Source organism: Clostridium oryzae, from assembly GCF_002029235.1.
Taxonomy (GTDB): Bacteria; Bacillota; Clostridia; order Clostridiales; family Clostridiaceae; genus Clostridium_AE; species Clostridium_AE oryzae.
In genome coordinates, this window is the sequence record NZ_MZGV01000012.1 from 68,867 (window position 1) to 84,789 (window position 15,923).

13 protein-coding genes are annotated in these 15,923 nt (G+C 33.5%); 4 read left to right on the forward strand and 9 right to left on the reverse strand.

Features of this window, described 5'->3' with window-relative positions:
- Nucleotides 1-137: 137 nt before the first annotated feature.
- The 4 genes from CLORY_RS07705 to CLORY_RS07720 form a co-directional block, all read right to left on the reverse strand.
- Nucleotides 138-860, reverse strand: a complete 723-nt coding sequence (locus tag CLORY_RS07705) for a hypothetical protein (protein ID WP_079422939.1) — start codon at nt 858-860, stop codon at nt 138-140.
- Between the two features lie 111 nt (nt 861-971).
- The gene (locus tag CLORY_RS07710; protein WP_079422940.1) at nt 972-2,327 is read right to left on the reverse strand and encodes a PTS fructose transporter subunit IIC; all 1,356 of its coding nucleotides are present in this window, start codon (nt 2,325-2,327) and stop codon (nt 972-974) included.
- 40 nt (nt 2,328-2,367) lie between these two features.
- Nucleotides 2,368-2,811, reverse strand: a complete 444-nt coding sequence (locus tag CLORY_RS07715) for a PTS sugar transporter subunit IIA (protein WP_079422941.1) — start codon at nt 2,809-2,811, stop codon at nt 2,368-2,370.
- Nucleotides 2,812-2,871: 60 nt separating this feature from the next.
- The gene (locus CLORY_RS07720) at nt 2,872-3,648 is read right to left on the reverse strand and encodes a DeoR/GlpR family DNA-binding transcription regulator (protein WP_079422943.1); all 777 of its coding nucleotides are present in this window, start codon (nt 3,646-3,648) and stop codon (nt 2,872-2,874) included.
- A gap of 541 nt (nt 3,649-4,189) precedes the next feature.
- Between CLORY_RS07720 and mmuM the strand changes: the two genes are divergently transcribed.
- Complete coding sequence (gene mmuM, locus CLORY_RS07725) at nt 4,190-5,122, forward strand: homocysteine S-methyltransferase (RefSeq protein ID WP_079422945.1); 933 nt, start codon at nt 4,190-4,192, stop codon at nt 5,120-5,122.
- A gap of 1,091 nt (nt 5,123-6,213) precedes the next feature.
- Here mmuM and CLORY_RS07730 read toward each other — a convergent pair.
- Nucleotides 6,214-7,308, reverse strand: coding sequence for an SGNH/GDSL hydrolase family protein (locus tag CLORY_RS07730; protein WP_079422947.1), 1,095 nt, complete (start codon nt 7,306-7,308; stop codon nt 6,214-6,216).
- Nucleotides 7,309-7,535: 227 nt separating this feature from the next.
- Between CLORY_RS07730 and CLORY_RS07735 the strand changes: the two genes are divergently transcribed.
- On the forward strand, nt 7,536-7,994 hold the full coding sequence (locus CLORY_RS07735) for a DUF441 domain-containing protein (RefSeq protein ID WP_079422949.1): 459 nt from the start codon (nt 7,536-7,538) through the stop codon (nt 7,992-7,994).
- Between the two features lie 47 nt (nt 7,995-8,041).
- Here the strand turns inward: CLORY_RS07735 and CLORY_RS23950 are convergent, their stop codons facing one another.
- The 3 genes from CLORY_RS23950 to motA form a co-directional block, all read right to left on the reverse strand.
- Complete coding sequence (locus CLORY_RS23950) at nt 8,042-11,347, reverse strand: flagellinolysin (protein ID WP_079422951.1); 3,306 nt, start codon at nt 11,345-11,347, stop codon at nt 8,042-8,044.
- A gap of 193 nt (nt 11,348-11,540) precedes the next feature.
- Nucleotides 11,541-12,269, reverse strand: a complete 729-nt coding sequence (locus CLORY_RS07745; protein ID WP_079422953.1) for a flagellar motor protein MotB — start codon at nt 12,267-12,269, stop codon at nt 11,541-11,543.
- A 12-nt stretch (nt 12,270-12,281) separates the two neighbouring features.
- Nucleotides 12,282-13,067, reverse strand: coding sequence for a flagellar motor stator protein MotA (gene motA / locus CLORY_RS07750; RefSeq protein ID WP_079422955.1), 786 nt, complete (start codon nt 13,065-13,067; stop codon nt 12,282-12,284).
- Between the two features lie 337 nt (nt 13,068-13,404).
- On the opposite strand from motA, the gene CLORY_RS07755 reads away from it, so the two are divergent.
- Nucleotides 13,405-13,713: a PadR family transcriptional regulator gene (locus tag CLORY_RS07755; protein WP_079422957.1), complete on the forward strand. Its 309-nt coding sequence runs from the start codon at nt 13,405-13,407 to the stop codon at nt 13,711-13,713.
- Nucleotides 13,714-13,734: 21 nt separating this feature from the next.
- Nucleotides 13,735-14,997 (forward strand): beta-N-acetylhexosaminidase, encoded by a 1,263-nt coding sequence (gene nagZ, locus CLORY_RS07760; RefSeq protein ID WP_079422959.1) that lies wholly within the window; start codon nt 13,735-13,737, stop codon nt 14,995-14,997.
- A 143-nt stretch (nt 14,998-15,140) separates the two neighbouring features.
- Here nagZ and CLORY_RS07765 read toward each other — a convergent pair whose 3' ends face one another.
- The gene (locus CLORY_RS07765; protein WP_079422961.1) at nt 15,141-15,854 is read right to left on the reverse strand and encodes a CPBP family intramembrane glutamic endopeptidase; all 714 of its coding nucleotides are present in this window, start codon (nt 15,852-15,854) and stop codon (nt 15,141-15,143) included.
- Nucleotides 15,855-15,923 lie beyond the last annotated feature (69 nt).

Below are 15,923 nucleotides of genomic sequence, written 5' to 3' on the forward strand. Positions count from 1 at the left end.
TTAAAGATTCAGCTGCCTAGTTTTATTTAAGGACAGGATGGCCAATGAACTGTCCGTATTAAATTTTTACGATTTATAATAGCATACTTTATGCAAGTATGCAAATACTCTTTTTGAAAATAATTAATGTATTCTTTCTATTCCTCTGCATACTCAGTATTTATACTATGATTTATAAATGGATTAACAGCAATTGCACTATTATACTGATAAGGATAAAATTGTTTTAAATGCTTAAGATAACTTGTCCATTGTAAGCTCAAGATTTTATATACTCTAGATATATCTGTTTCAAGATGCCTCTTATCCTCATCAGTTAATTCTCTGTCACCCATAAATGTTATTTCATCTCTTAAATGCATAATTGTCATAAGCAAATCCGAGAACATCTCATGTTCAGAAATATTTTCGTTACTTATAAGCGTAGACAATATATCTCTTCCGTTTATTACAGTATCTTTTAACCTATTATAATCAATTCGATTAAAATCAATATCATGCCTATACAGCCTGAACTTTTTCTTACAATCCTTTAAATCATTAAAATCAAGCCTAAGGTATTTAAGTTTTTCGTCCGACGCTACTATTAAATTCAAAAGATCGAAACCTATATCACTGAAAAACACACCAATTAGCATATTTAATTTACTTAGGCGTTCAACTTTTGAATGTTTTTCTATTAGTTCTTCGAAGACGAAAGTTACTATAAGTACATTTACTGGAATAAAACAAATGTTCATTAATGAATAGTATAGAGTATTGAATAATCTGCCAAACATCAAATAAAGTAATAAAAACATCACTATTGATATAATAAAGAGTATTAATGAAATTTTTAAATGCTGCTTTAAATTCTTCATATTTTCGCCTCATAAGTTGAATATAAACCTATTATATCATATGTTTTCAAATGATAGAGAAAAAAGCAAAAATAATCAGAAGATTACTTTTGCTTAAATCTCTAAATATATTTATGCTACATTTTTCTTAACTGATGAAAGAATCAAAGCTGATACAACTGTGCCTACTACTATTGAAGCTATATATGGCAGCAGTTGTGTAACTACATGAGGTATAAATAGCACCCATACTCCGCCATGAGGCACTGCCAATGTTGCTCCAAACATCATTGATAACGCACCCGTAATTGCAGAACCAATCATTATTGATGGAATTACTCTTAATGGATCTGCTGCAGCAAAAGGTATTGCTCCCTCTGTTATAAAAGATAATCCTAATGCCCACGCTGCCTTACCTGCTTCCCGTTCCTGTTCGCTGAATTTTCTCTTAGCGATTACTGTTGCTAATGCTATACCTAGTGGTGGTACCATACCAGCTGCCATTACAGCTGCCATTATTGTAGTTCCTCCAGTTGCTAATGTTCCAGTTCCAAACAGATATGCTGCTTTATTGAATGGTCCTCCCATATCAAACGCCATGAAGCACCCTAGTACCGCTCCTAAAAGAGCTGCGTTCGCACCTTGTAAACTCTTTAACCAAGCAACTAATCCATTGTTTATTGCAGCCATAGGTTTTCCTAATATGAATGTCATAATTACTGCTATAACTATTGTTGATAATAGTGGTATTATTAATACTGGCATCAAGCCTTCTACCGTTTTAGGAAGCTTTACGTACTTTTTAATTAATGCAACTATATATCCTGCTAATAATCCAGCTACTAGAGCTCCGATAAATCCTGCCCCGATATTACTAGCTAATGCTCCGCCTACAAATCCAGGAACAAGACCAGGTCTATCAGCTATCGAATAAGCTATATAACCAGCTAAAACTGGAAGCATAAATGCAAATGCCTGCTTTCCTGTACTAAATAGTGTTTCAGCCAATGTTCCCGGAGTTTTATAAACGTATATTCCGCCTAATGCAAATCCTATAGCTATTAGCAAGCCTCCTGCTACCACAAAAGGTATCATAAACGAAACACCAGTCATCAGATGCTTATAGATCCCTTTTCTTTCTTTTCTATCTACAGTTTTATTTTCCTCAACCTTTTTGGTAGTAGTAGCCTTTGCACTAATAGCTTGTTTTATAAGCCCTTCAGCATCTTTTATGGCATCCTTTACAGAAACTACAACCATAGGCATTCCTTCAAACCTACCCTTATCTACGTTAGTATCAGCTGCAATAATAACTGCATCGGCTTCCTTTAAGTCCTGATCTGTAATTACGTTCTCAGCTCCAACGGATCCCTGAGTTTCAACCTTTATCTCATACCCTAAATCCTTTGCGGCCATTTGCAAAGCTTCTGCTGCCATGTAAGTATGTGCAATTCCTGTAGGACAAGATGTTACTGCCACCAATTTCATAGTAATTCCTCCTTGTTATTTAAATTATTTTATCTTTATGTTATTCAAATACCTTTATAAATTCTTCAAAGTTAGCTGCACTCATTAGGTTTTGTCTTACTTCCTTATGCATAAGCTTCCTTGATATCTCATTAAGAGCCTTTAAATGTACATCATTAGACTTCTCTGGCACCGCTATTAGAAAAAATAAATATGCAGGTTCATCATCCATCGATTGATAATCTATTCCTTTTTCACTTCTTCCGAAAACTATAGAAGCTTCTTTTACTGCATCACTTTTTCCATGCGGTATAGCAACTCCCATTCCTATTCCCGTCGAAAATTCTTCTTCTCTTTTTAACACAGCTTCCTTGAACTTTTGTTTATCCTCTATTTTTCCATCCTCATATAAAACCTCTATCAATTCGTTTATTACCTCGTCTTTAGTAGCAGCATTTAATGAAAACTTTACTCTGCTGCTAGAAAACATATCCTTTACCGACATTAGTAACACCTCCATATTTTGTAAACGTTTTATCTATTTATATACTTAGAGTAAACACTCTTAGCAATTTCTATCCATCTCTTTTAATAGTATTTCAACTCCAGCTTCTTCAAAACTTTTTATAATGTCTTCCTCTACAGCTCCGCTTGTTATAATTGAAGAAACTGCTCTAGTAGGTGAAATAACAGAAAAACATACTTTATTGAACTTTGAACCGTCTGCTACAATTATAACTTTATTAGCTACATTCATCATTGCCTTTTTAGTTTGAGCTTCTGCAAAATTAGGTGTTGTTATTCCTTCCTCTATGGATATACCATTTGCTCCAATAAAGGCTATATCAACTCTAAAATTCTTAAGCACATACTCTGTTATATGACCAACCATAGCTCTTGTTGTAGCTCTCATACTGCCACCAGTAACTACCAGTTCAATATTTTCATTGTTTGATAGTACAGCTGCTATATCTATAGAGTTTGTTATTACTGTAATCCGTTCAGCCTGAATATGTTTTGCAATTTCTAGCGTAGTTGTTCCTGAGTCAAGTATAATAGTATCCCCATCTTTTATCATCGATGCTGCTATTCTGCCTATATTAATTTTTTCTTCACGTCCCTCAGCCTCTTTTTCTCTAAAAGATGGTTCAAAATTAGTGCCTTGAATTCCTACAGCACCTCCATGCGTTCTTGTTAATAGCCCCCTTTCTTCCATTTCCTGAAGGTCTCTTCTTATAGTAGATTCCGAAACATTGAATATTTCAGCTAGTGCATTGACTCGTAAACTACTTTTCTCTTTAAGCAATTCAGAAATCTTCTGCTGTCTCTCCTCTGAAAACATTTTGCATCTCGCCTTTCTAAAATTCCCCTTACTCTTTTTAATCAAATGTGATTAATTTTAAGTATTTGTATTCGTTTTCTAATATTATTGTAATCGTTTATGCTTACTTTGTCAATGTATATGCTCATTTCTTTCAAAAATAGCTTTTATATGCTCATTTTATGCGCAATAAAAGCTATTTGTATCTGTCAACTAGTCACACTCATTAAGGAACCACTCCATGCAGCTGCACTTTGCAATAAAATCAAACTAACTCTAGTTTTAAGTTCGACAAATTGTTTTACAATCCATATTATAATAGAGTTAAATAAGTGCACAATATAATATTTATTGTATTTCTATGTAGTTACGAATTGAATTTGATCATCACATAAAATATAATAATATCTATAAGTTATATATAATGCATTAAAATGCTAGATGTGTATCGTCCTTAAATCCTTTTAGAACTTATAATTGTATTTTTTTGATTATCACGATGTTTTACGTTTGTGTGTTATATATATATTTACACATTTATATAGAGAAGAGGAAAATTAACATGAATCCAATAAAGAACATATTAACGGATTTTCCATTGATCATTCTAGATGGTGCTTTGGCAACAGAACTTGAAAATAGAGGATGTAATATTAATGATTCACTTTGGTCTGCAAAAATCCTTGCTGAAAATCCTGATATTATTGAACAAATACATTTAGATTATTTTTCTGCTGGAGCAGACTGTGCAATAACAGCAAGCTACCAAGCTACGATTGAAGGATTTGTAAAAAAAGGCTTTACAGAGTCACAAGCAGTTGCACTAATAAAAAAATCTGTTGAAGTTGCTAAAAGAGCTAGAGATAGTTTCTGGGAAGATCCATCAAACAGAACTAACAGGCCTTTTCCGTTTGTCGCAGGTTCAGTTGGACCTTATGGAGCATATCTTGCAGATGGATCAGAGTATAGAGGAGATTATAAAATTTCTTGCGACGATCTAATTGATTTTCACAGGCCCCGAATCAACATTCTTATAGAAGAAGGTGTTGACATACTAGCTTGTGAAACTTTTCCAAGTCTTGAAGAAGCAAAAGCAATAGTGAAATTACTCGAAGAATTTCCTGATACATATTGTTGGATAAGCTTTACTGGAAAAAACGATTTTGAAATAAGCGATGGAACATTAATTTCGGAATGTGCTAAATACTTAGATACATGTAGGCAAGTGGTAGCTACTGGTATCAACTGTACGTCTCCAAAATTCATTCCATCATTAATCAACGAGATAAAAGCTAATACTTCAAAACCTATAGTTGTATACCCTAATTCTGGAGAAGAGTATGATGCTGCCGATAAATGTTGGCATGGGCATACTTCCAGTGAAGAATATGCCAGTGATGCAAAGGTTTGGTTTGAGCATGGTGCTAAACTAATAGGAGGATGCTGCAGAACAAAACCTGCTGATATAAAAGCTATTGCTTCATGGGCTAGGTAAAAAATGGTAGGAAGTGATTTCCGTCGGCTGGAAAATGCCTCCTCCAACCACTTCCTACCCTATACCGACTATATGCATTTACAAAGTATTATTTTCTATATTACTTCTCCCAAATTATTTTTCTTGTTTATCTATTTTTTATTATTTTTTTAAGTGCTATCTTTATATTACTTCGTATATTATATAGTTACATTATTTCGGTAACACATACATTCCTTGCAAATTTTCTAATTTGGGCAAACTCGGGTGCGCCTCAAACACTGCCCAAATCTTAACGAAAATTTGCATAAAATTTGCTGACAATTGCTAAATTCACTCTATATCTCCGTTGGTTAAAGGCCTAAATGGCCTTTAACGGGTTATCTGCGAATGATAATGAGCGTGCTTAGATAACCCCGACTGTAAACATTTCCTATGCCCTGACTCTTAATATTCACAAAATACTTTTATTATATTCCTTCTGTTGCCTTCTTTTCTTAATTCACTAGCTTCAGAATATTTTACTGTTTTTTAATTTCTTCGTAAACATGATTTAACGTTTTTGCGTTTAGTTCTCTTCTTTTTTTGCTTTATACAAGAGTATCTTAGCATTATCTAAAAGTATTCATACGACTGCCTATAAACAAATTTTATCATCTGGATTTTATGATGCTTCCAAAGCTGAAGAAGTCATCTCATATGGACCGCCATTTACTTATCATCGTTTCATGATGAACCAATATACTACAGATTTGCCGCGTTTGCAGCAAGAAAACAGCCGTATTTTTTGCACAATAGACCATGTTTTCTATCATGGAAAATTTGAGATTCAGCGTTACGGCATCCTTGCAGATAATCAGTCTGGCATTTATCCTTCAGATCATTTTCCTGTATTATGTGATTTTAGCTTCATAGATAAAAAAGATGTGCCAATTTAGTTTAAAGCAGCTGTTAATCATGTTATCGATATCTCCCGTTTGAATTTTCTATTATTTAAATATTTCTTTATTCAACGAAAAAAGGTAATGGATAGTAGAACTTATCCACTGCCTTTTTATTATATACACCCTTATCTCACATAACAATTTTTCTGTAATCGCGCTGTTTCAAACCTATACAATAACCCCAATAAATGCTAGTCTGAAATTGGTTCCTTTGCATTCGTTTCTATTTCCATGCACTACTTCTATCTCAATATGATGTTTACCATATTTTAAATCTTGTGCAAGAGTATTTGTTAAATATTGACCACTTTCAGGCATCCACCATTCTCTCTCTCGATTTGTTTCAATCCATTCTTGTCCATCAATACTATATTTAAATTCTGATGCAGTTGTACCAAAATCAAATGCCAGCATAAGTCCTGTACCTTCAAAATCAAATTGCATCTTTGCTCCTACTGCAGACGTAGATAAAACTTGGTCAGTCCAAGCCATTTTTGACCATCTTCTTATCATCCATGGCCCTCTTGTCTCAACTTCCGAGAACGGTAGGATGTATGCATTTTCCCAATTTTTTTTATTAAAAGGTTCTTTTATATTTTTTCCTGCTGCTAAAGCCTTATAATTAGGATTCGATACAAGTTCCTGTTCAAGAAAATTAGTTACACTTTGAGCATAACTTAAGCTTCCTCTAAAATCAGGATGAAGGCCATCCGGAAGCCATTCCTCCCATCTCATTCTTCCCTTTTTCACTTCTTCTAATGCGTACAAGCCCATCCAAACCGAACTTATATCGTAATGTGCTGCTAACTGTTCAAATTCATCTACTGTAGCAGGAACCTTTCCATCCATCATATCTGTATACATATCTTGCATATATGTATATGTAATAAGCAGATCTCTGTCCTCTTTCAATAACTTTCTTATAAGTCCTTCCCTTGACCTCATTCGCTTTTCAGTTTCTTGTTCATTATCATTAACTGCATATTCAACGAATACGATATCACAATTTCTATCAATAAGATCCCTATCAGCTCTAAATACAGCCAAATCACTGCCTGTACCTCCGATTGCAGCATTCTCTATATAAAATCTAACATTAGGAAACCTTTCAACAAACCAGCTGCAGACATATTCGGGCCATCTCGTGGCACTGCTTTGATCGGTTATAGACCCGCCTATAAACCCTATTATTACCTCACCCTTTTTTATAGCTTTTAAAAGTCTAGGAAATCCGCTTCTTTTTTGATAAATATTTAACTCCATACTTCCATCCCTCTTCAATACAATATATAGATATTCTTAATCAAGTACACTAATCATATCTATTCACTTCTAAAATACTAACACATTCGCATTGTTTTGTAAAGTAACAAGTGACTGTGAGTTGCGAAACAAAAGTAACAAATTAAATTTTCATAAATATTTTTATCATATTTCTTTATTCTATTGAATAACATTATAAATGAATATTTCTTTATGAGATGATATAGATGGAAGCAAATCTAATTTTAATTTTATTACTAGCAGCTTCAGTTATTGGCAGAGCTAATTCCGTATCTATAGCAATAGCTCTGCTTTTAACAATACGCTTACTTAATATTGGAAACTTAGTCTTTCCTTTATTGCAAAAACACGGCATGTTTATAGGGTTGGTATGCTTAACAGCTGCCATATTAATTCCTATTGCAAATGGAAGTGTATCCTCTCTTAATATCAGAAATAACATCTTTTCTGTTGTAGGCCTGCTCGCTCTGCTGCTTTCATTCTTCACGACTTATCTCAGCGGTGTTGGATTAAAATATCTTGCTATAGAAGGTCATAGCAATGTAATGCCGGCATTAATCCTTGGTGCTGTCATCGCAGCAGCTTTTCTTGACGGAGTTCCTGTTGGACCATTAATTACTTCTGGTATGTTAGCACTTATTATGAAATTAGTCCATAAATCATAAATAGCCTGTTTTTGCAGGCTATTTACCCATATTATATTAAATCCAAGCTAGACGATTAATAAATTAGCCTGTTCTTTAGATGTATTACTTTGTGCTATTAGAGCCTCAATGCTTCTACTTAATATGTTATTTTTAGCAAACTCCATTATTCCTTTTGCCATATCTAAATCTGCTATTCTAGATTGTGCTTCTGTTAGATTCAATTCCTGATTTTGTGCCAAGCTGTAGGCTTTATCCAATGTATTCTCATAAGCTCCATATCTGCTGCGTTCATGTGATATTATTCCTATTGCTTTATCCAGTACATCTAAGCTATAGTTAGCGCTTGTTCTAGAGGTCACACATACGTCTTGAGAACCAATTGCATCAGTATTAACTCTTCTCCTGTTTATTGTCATAGATTGTCCTGCATTAGCTCCAGTTTGTATTTTTATACCATCATAAGGTACTGCACTAAAAAAATTTGGCTTCTTAAGCCCATAAAATGTATTAACGCTCCTCTGTGCTCCATTAGCTATATCTTTCTCATTCCACCATATACTGTAATCGCTATCGCCAATATTTCTGCCCGTTGGAGTAAAGTTCCAATCGTCTACGGTAGGATAATTGGCCAGTACAAGCTTGTCAGGTGTCTCAATAATACCTATACCATCAAATTGACCGTTTATTATTGCCTTAGATTCTAAGTATCTATTAGTAGTGTGATTATAAACGTCAAATTCATTAGGTAATTCTTGACCAGTGTACGCTCTTTCAGTGACAACTGGTTTACCATCAATTCTATAGGGAGCATAATCATCACTTCCAAGCATCGTGTCTAAATTAAATAGAAAACCTACTTTTTTATTGGCACCAGAGTTATTAACAATATCATATCTAATCTCAAACATATTCTTATCAGTTCCAACAATGGTAACTGATTGTTTTATCTGTATGCCTTGTACTGTATATCCTGTCTCATAAGTATCACCATTTTGAATAGTAGGTGATGTTAAATTACCATCCCTCAAACTATACTGTTTTCCATCAATAACAACTATTGGTCTGCTTGTACTTCCATGTCCATATATAAGAATTTGGTTGTCATCCTCTACAGCATTTGAATATCCCTGTACAGTTTGAAGTCCAAATTGTCCATCATGTGCTACAATAAGTGAAAGAGGTGTTCCATCACTATATGTGACTTCCTTTCCATCATCATCTACATTAAGTAAATTCAGATCATTAAACTTAGTACTATTTGCAATACGATCAATTTCAGCGTTTAATTGATCTATCTCGTCTTGTATGCTCTTTCGATCGCCAAATGATTGCACATCATTAGCAGCATAAACACATAATTCCCTCTCTCTTTGTAAAATACTTTGAATTTCATTTAGACCGCCTTCTGCTGTTTTTACTAATGAAATTCCATCTTCAATATTATTTTGAGCCTGACTTAACCCTCTAATCTGTGCCTTCATCTTCTCACTTATACTTGACCCAGCCGCATCATCAGCAGCTCTATTTATTCTAAGACCAGAAGATAATTTTTCAATATTCTTACTAAGTTCGCTGCCATTTTTCTTTTCTTCATTTAAAATGTGCTTATCATTTCTGTTATTTTCAGATACATATTCCTTGGATTTATTTAACAGCATATCTACATCATTTTGTGAGTTGTTAATAACACTTTTAACCAAACTGTTTGATATTTGGCTTAATATGTTTTGTTTAGAATACATGGTCATTTGTGACGCCATATCTGTGTCTCTAATTTTACTTTCTGCCGACTGCATATTCTCTCTTATATCACTATCAACATTCGAAAAGAACTCCAATCCATTACTTATTGCACCAAGACGTGCTCTTTTATTTGAAACAAACTTTATTGCATCATCTAGTTTCTGTATTGAAGCTGAAGCTTCACTAATAGCGTTTATACTATCTATACCTAGAGATGATGTAGTTACATTCACTAATTTTATTTCCATTGATTCCTGTGCATTTGCTCCAATTTGAACCATAAAATTACCAGATTCAGTTTTATCAGGCCACACTACATTAAAAAATTGCAGAGGCTGATCTTTGACTGAATCTGCGGATTCATCTATAACATCTTCGGCATTTAGCGATATCCCTCCAAAATCACTACCTTCTATAGAACCTGTATCAGTTTCCTGAGTTCCCCAATTGAGAACTTCTTTATTGTTAATAAAATATCTAGCTCCATCTGCCCCTACACTACCGAATTTATTTACAAAATCTGCATATGACGTGAAACGGGAGCTGTAAGTAACTATAGAATTTTTTAATGCATCGGTGGCTGAGCCCGAATAATTCATTATTACGTTCATAATGTCTTTAAAAGTTCCTGTTGTTAAATTACTATTTATATATTTAACTATAATATATCCTGCAGAGTAATCTACATCATCTCCATGCCACTCAGCACCATTTAATAGCTCCACAGCCCTATCTACTAGATTACTTACTTTTCCATCATCTATCCCTGTTTGCATAGAATTTCCGACTACCTGCTTTAACCTCTCATCTGCTCCCGGAATAAATTCAGCAGTACCTTCAACAAACCAAACTGCATTGTTGTAATGAAAATCGTTCATCTTATTCACACCTAAAGCATCATCCATGACAGCATGAGTAAATTCATGTGCGATAACACGATCCGCATAGAATCCAGGTCCAGCAACAGTGTTACCACTATCACCATCTGCTGGGTTGAAATCTTCAATATCTATATGTAATTCTAAATTTCCACTGGCACCGCCAACATGGGCTAATTCACCATAAGGAGCCCCTTCATCTAAAACTATATTCAAATTGGAACTTCCAGATGCATGTAATCCGTATGCTGAATATATTTTTTTCTCGGCTTCCTCAAGCCACCCATTCTTTAGTCCATTAAATATATTATTCACCTGTGGCTTGTCCATGCTAGAAACTCCCGAGCTATTCAAAAGACTTATATCATTAAATCGGGTACTGTTAGCTATATTATCTATTTCTTTATTTATTTGATCAACTTCATCTTGAATAGATGTCCTATCTTCCGTTTGCAAAGTATCATTATTAGCTTGTACCATCAACTCTCTGCTTCTTTGCAATAAACTATGAATTTCATTTAATCCCCCATCAGCTACTTGAAGAAGTGACATCGTGTCTTGTATATTTCTGCCTGCTTGGTCAAGCCCTCTGATAAGTGCACGCATTTTTTCTGAAATACTAAGTCCAGCAGCATCATCAGCAGCTCTATTAACTTTCGTTCCAGTAATGAGTTTTTCCATAGATTTTTTCTTATCTAGTTCGTTTTTCTTAATAAGTCCATATTGACTATTGATATTATTAATTATCATTTATCTATACCGCCTTTAGATGTATAAGTTCCTCCTTAAAATGACACATTATTTATTTATCGTAAGTTTAACTTAGTTATTTATGAAAATTATAGAATTATGACCATGTTTATACATAAATATTGCGAATAATTTACATAAATAATATGAGCCAACCTAATATTATATTAAGTTGGCTCATATAAAACTATCTTTATTTATTTTTCTTATCAGTTAATGGATATTTTCGAACTATAAATATTTCCACTCTCCTGTTTTTAGCTCTGCCCGCTTCAGTCGCATTACTATATTTAGGCTTGTATTCACCATAGGCTTGTATTGAAGATCTACTAGCTTTAATTTTTCCCCTATCAACCATATAATTCATTACATTAATTGCTCTTACTGCACTCAATTCCCAGTTAGATCTATATTCAGAATTATCAATTGGTACGTTGTCCGTATGTCCCGCAAACCTAATGTCATTATCCAAATTTTTTATCATCTTTGAAATATCTAAAAGGAGAGGCCGCACGCCCTTTAAAATACGAGCTTTTCCTGAATCGAAAAGCACTGCATCCTGAATAGATATCTGTAATCCTTCTTCATTCAAACTAGTATTAACTTTATTTTCATATCCCTTTTCTTTGATTTCTGCTTCTAAAGTACTTTTTATACGCTCCATCGTATCCTGCTCAACTTTATTACCACCAGATTCCTCCATTGGGATAGCTGTTTTCCCTCCTTCTGATAATGCATCTCCTCCCCCTGAAAAGATTACACTAAATTGTTCACTCACCTTCTGAAGCTTAGCTTTATCAACATTGCTCATAGCAAACATAACAATGAAAAGTGCCAGAAGGAGCGTAAGCATATCTGAATACGGAAGAAGCCATGTTTCGTCAACATGTTCATCATCATGCTGTTTTTTCTTCTTACTCATTATTCTATCTCCTTATTTTTCACCGTCTTCTAGTTCTAGGCTTGCTCTCTTCTTAGGATCCAGCATTCCTGTTAATTTCAATTCTATGCTCTTTGGATTTTTTCCCGACTGAATTGCAAGAATACCTTCAAGCATAATATACATTGTACTAATTTCTTCAGCAGATTTTCTTTTAAGTCTTGATGAAAAAGGATGCCATATAACATATCCCGTAAATATTCCGTAAAGTGTTGCTACGAATGCACCAGCAATACTTTCACAAAGTTTTTCTGTATCACTTATATCTCCAAGGGCACCCATCAGTCCTATAACAGCACCCATAACTCCTAGAGTAGGAGCTGTACCACCAGCAGTTGCAAAAACCTGAGCTCCTACTTTATGTCGCTCTTCCATACTTTCAATTTCAGTATTTAAAACTTCAGCCACATATTCTGGTTCCATACCATCAACTACCATCTCTAGTCCCTTTTTCATGAATTTATTTTCCATGTTTTGCGTGCGGGATTCAAGTGCCAGTAACCCATTCTTTCTTGTTTCTTGAGCCATTTCCACTAGTTCCTTAATTACTTCTACAGGATCATCTCCTGCCTTGTTGCTAAAAAGCACCTTAAAAAGTTTAGGTATATTAGCAAATTCCTTTGGTGGATAAGAATTCATTATAGCTATAGCTGTACCTGCTAATATTACCAAAAATGCTTCTGGACTTATTAGTATAGATACTGTAGCTCCTTTCATAAGCAAGCCTGTTACAATTACAATAAGTCCCCCAATCATTCCTATTACTAGAAAAATATCCATTTTAGTCCATCCCATCTTTCTTAGTGTTTTTGTATCATTTGTTCTAATTATAATAGCTACTAAGATATAATAGCATAATATTCGACATATTTAAATATTATTTTTAAATTTGTGAATATATAGTTAAATAGTGTTACTGCAATTTCACTTTATTGATATTGTTTTCATAATATTAACACAATTATTTAATTATATATAATTTTCGTTAATAACTTTTATAACTTTATAAGCATTACTAATTATTATCTAATCTATTGCATTGACATATACAGTTCAACTGTATATAATAAATATATAGTTGAACTGTATAACGTCAGACTTAATAGAGGAGAAAGTTATGAATAGAGATAAAAATCTTCCGCTTACAGAAACAACCTATTATGTTCTATTATCACTATTACAGCCAGCTCATGGTTATCTTATCATGCAGAAGGTAGAGCAACTTAGTAATGGTCAAGTAAGACTGGCAGCGGGTACACTTTATGGAGCTATAGAGAACCTGCTTAAGCAAAAATTTATACAATCAGTAAAAAGTGACGATAGTCGCCGTAAGGTTTATTTAATATCCGATAAAGGCAAAGAAATACTCAAATTAGATTTTGAAAGAATGAAACATATGATTTCAGTAACTAGCAACCTGCTATAAAAATAACATGAGGTATAATAAATGAAAGTTAAGGAAAAGTTATCATTATTAATAAGTTTTGTGCTAATTTTCACACTTGGCTGTAGCCCTAAAACTACTACTAAAAAAGAAGATAATCAGAGTGGTAGTAAAATAGCAAAGAACAGCTCAAACATACATCATGTGCATAAATATAAAAAGAGTGATTTAATAAAAGACAAGATTAATAGAATGACATTAGATGAAAAAATTGGACAGCTAGTTATTTCAGGTATAGATGGCACCTCATTAAATAAATATTCAAAAGCTTTAATTACTAATTACCACGTTGGAGGATTTATCCTATTTAGCAGCAATATTAAGAATATAGAGCAGACACATAAGTTAATTAACTCTTTAAAAACTACTAATTCCAAACACAGTAATATACCTTTGTTTTTAGGAATAGATGAAGAAGGCGGAAGAGTCTCGAGGATGCCTCTGGCCTTTAAAAAACTACCCACGAGCAAAGCAGTCGGCACAGTCAACAACGCTAAATTTTCATATAATATTGGAAAACTGTTGGGCCGAGAACTAAACTTTTTTGGTTTTAACATTGATTTTGCACCAGTTATGGATATAAACAGTAATCCTAGAAATCCAGTAATTGGTGATCGTTCATTTGGAAATAATGCTGCTATTGTTTCGAAACTTGGAATAGCCACCATGAAAGGTATAAAATCACAAAAAATCATTTCCACAATAAAGCATTTTCCAGGTCATGGAGATACATCCGTAGATTCACATTTAGGGCTTCCTATCGTACAAAATAGCTATAATAAGCTCAAGAATCGTGAGCTTATCCCATTTTCAAGTGCCATAAAAAATGGAGCTGATATGGTTATGGTAGCTCATATACTGCTTACTAAAATTGATAATAAATACCCAGCTTCGCTTTCAAAAAACATTTTGACTGGCCTATTAAGAAAAAAGCTTGAATTTAATGGTGTAATAATAACAGATGACATGACTATGGGGGCTATAGAAAAAAATTATTCTATAGAGAAAGCAGCTGTAAATTCACTAAAAGCCGGCACTGATATTATTTTAGTCTGCCATGGTTATAACAATGAAGTTAAGGTTATTAAGCAGATAAAAACTGCAGCAAAAAATAAAACCCTTTCAATAAAGTCTATAAATGAAAAAGTTTATAGAATCTTAAAATTGAAAAACAAGTTTAAGTTGAAGGATACTAGATCAACCGCTAAAGATGTTAATAACATTAATTCAGCTATAACACTTCTGCTAAACAAATATACGAAGTAATATGAAGATAACTCTAAAGAAAATATTATTAAACAGATAAACAAGAAAAGAATTTGGAAGAAGCAATATATAATAATATTTTGTAAATGCATAGGGCAGGAAGTGGTTGGAGGAGGCATTTTCCAGCCGACGGAAATCACTTCCTACCCTTTATTTTCATCGTCCTGAAAAACTTTTAGAATTAATGTAACTCCCCAAAAAATCACTATACCTATGGCTATTGAGTGAATCACATCTACTACTTGGTTGAAAGTCGTATTAGCGATGTCAAAATTAAAATCCCATAATGCATGAACTATTATCTGCGGCAGAATTAAATCTGTCTTATATCTTACAACCGCTACAATAAATCCAAAGCCTACAGCGAATATTATCTGAAGAACTGTTTCTACAAAGCCCGCTCCATAAAATAGATTTAGTAAGTGAGCCAACCCAAATAACAGTGAAGATGTTAAAATCGATACTTTACTTCCTCTCGGTTTTAAAACTCCGAATACTATTCCCCTAAATTCTAATTCTTCAATAACACCTATCAAAACAGCTGTTATCAGGATTACACTAAGTTCAAAACAGTTTTCTACATTAAAACCATTTAAGAGCGGTGTGAAGGAGAGAATAATTACTGGCAGCAGCAGTATTACAGATTTCTTTGATATTTTTGATATTATCCCTACACTTTTCCATAGTTTCAATGAAGTAATAAAAATAATTACTGTCGCGGCCTGAAGTAATTTTCTCAAAAGCGTGGCTAGATTCTGATCTAATGTTGGTAAAAAAGCCGAAATCAATAACTTATAAGTCCCCATTATCAATACTATCAATATAGTGGCTATAACAATCCTTATATCTTTTTTCATAGTTCACTTCCCGATCACATCATATTAACTATATACTATCATAATACTATTTAACAAACCACTATATGA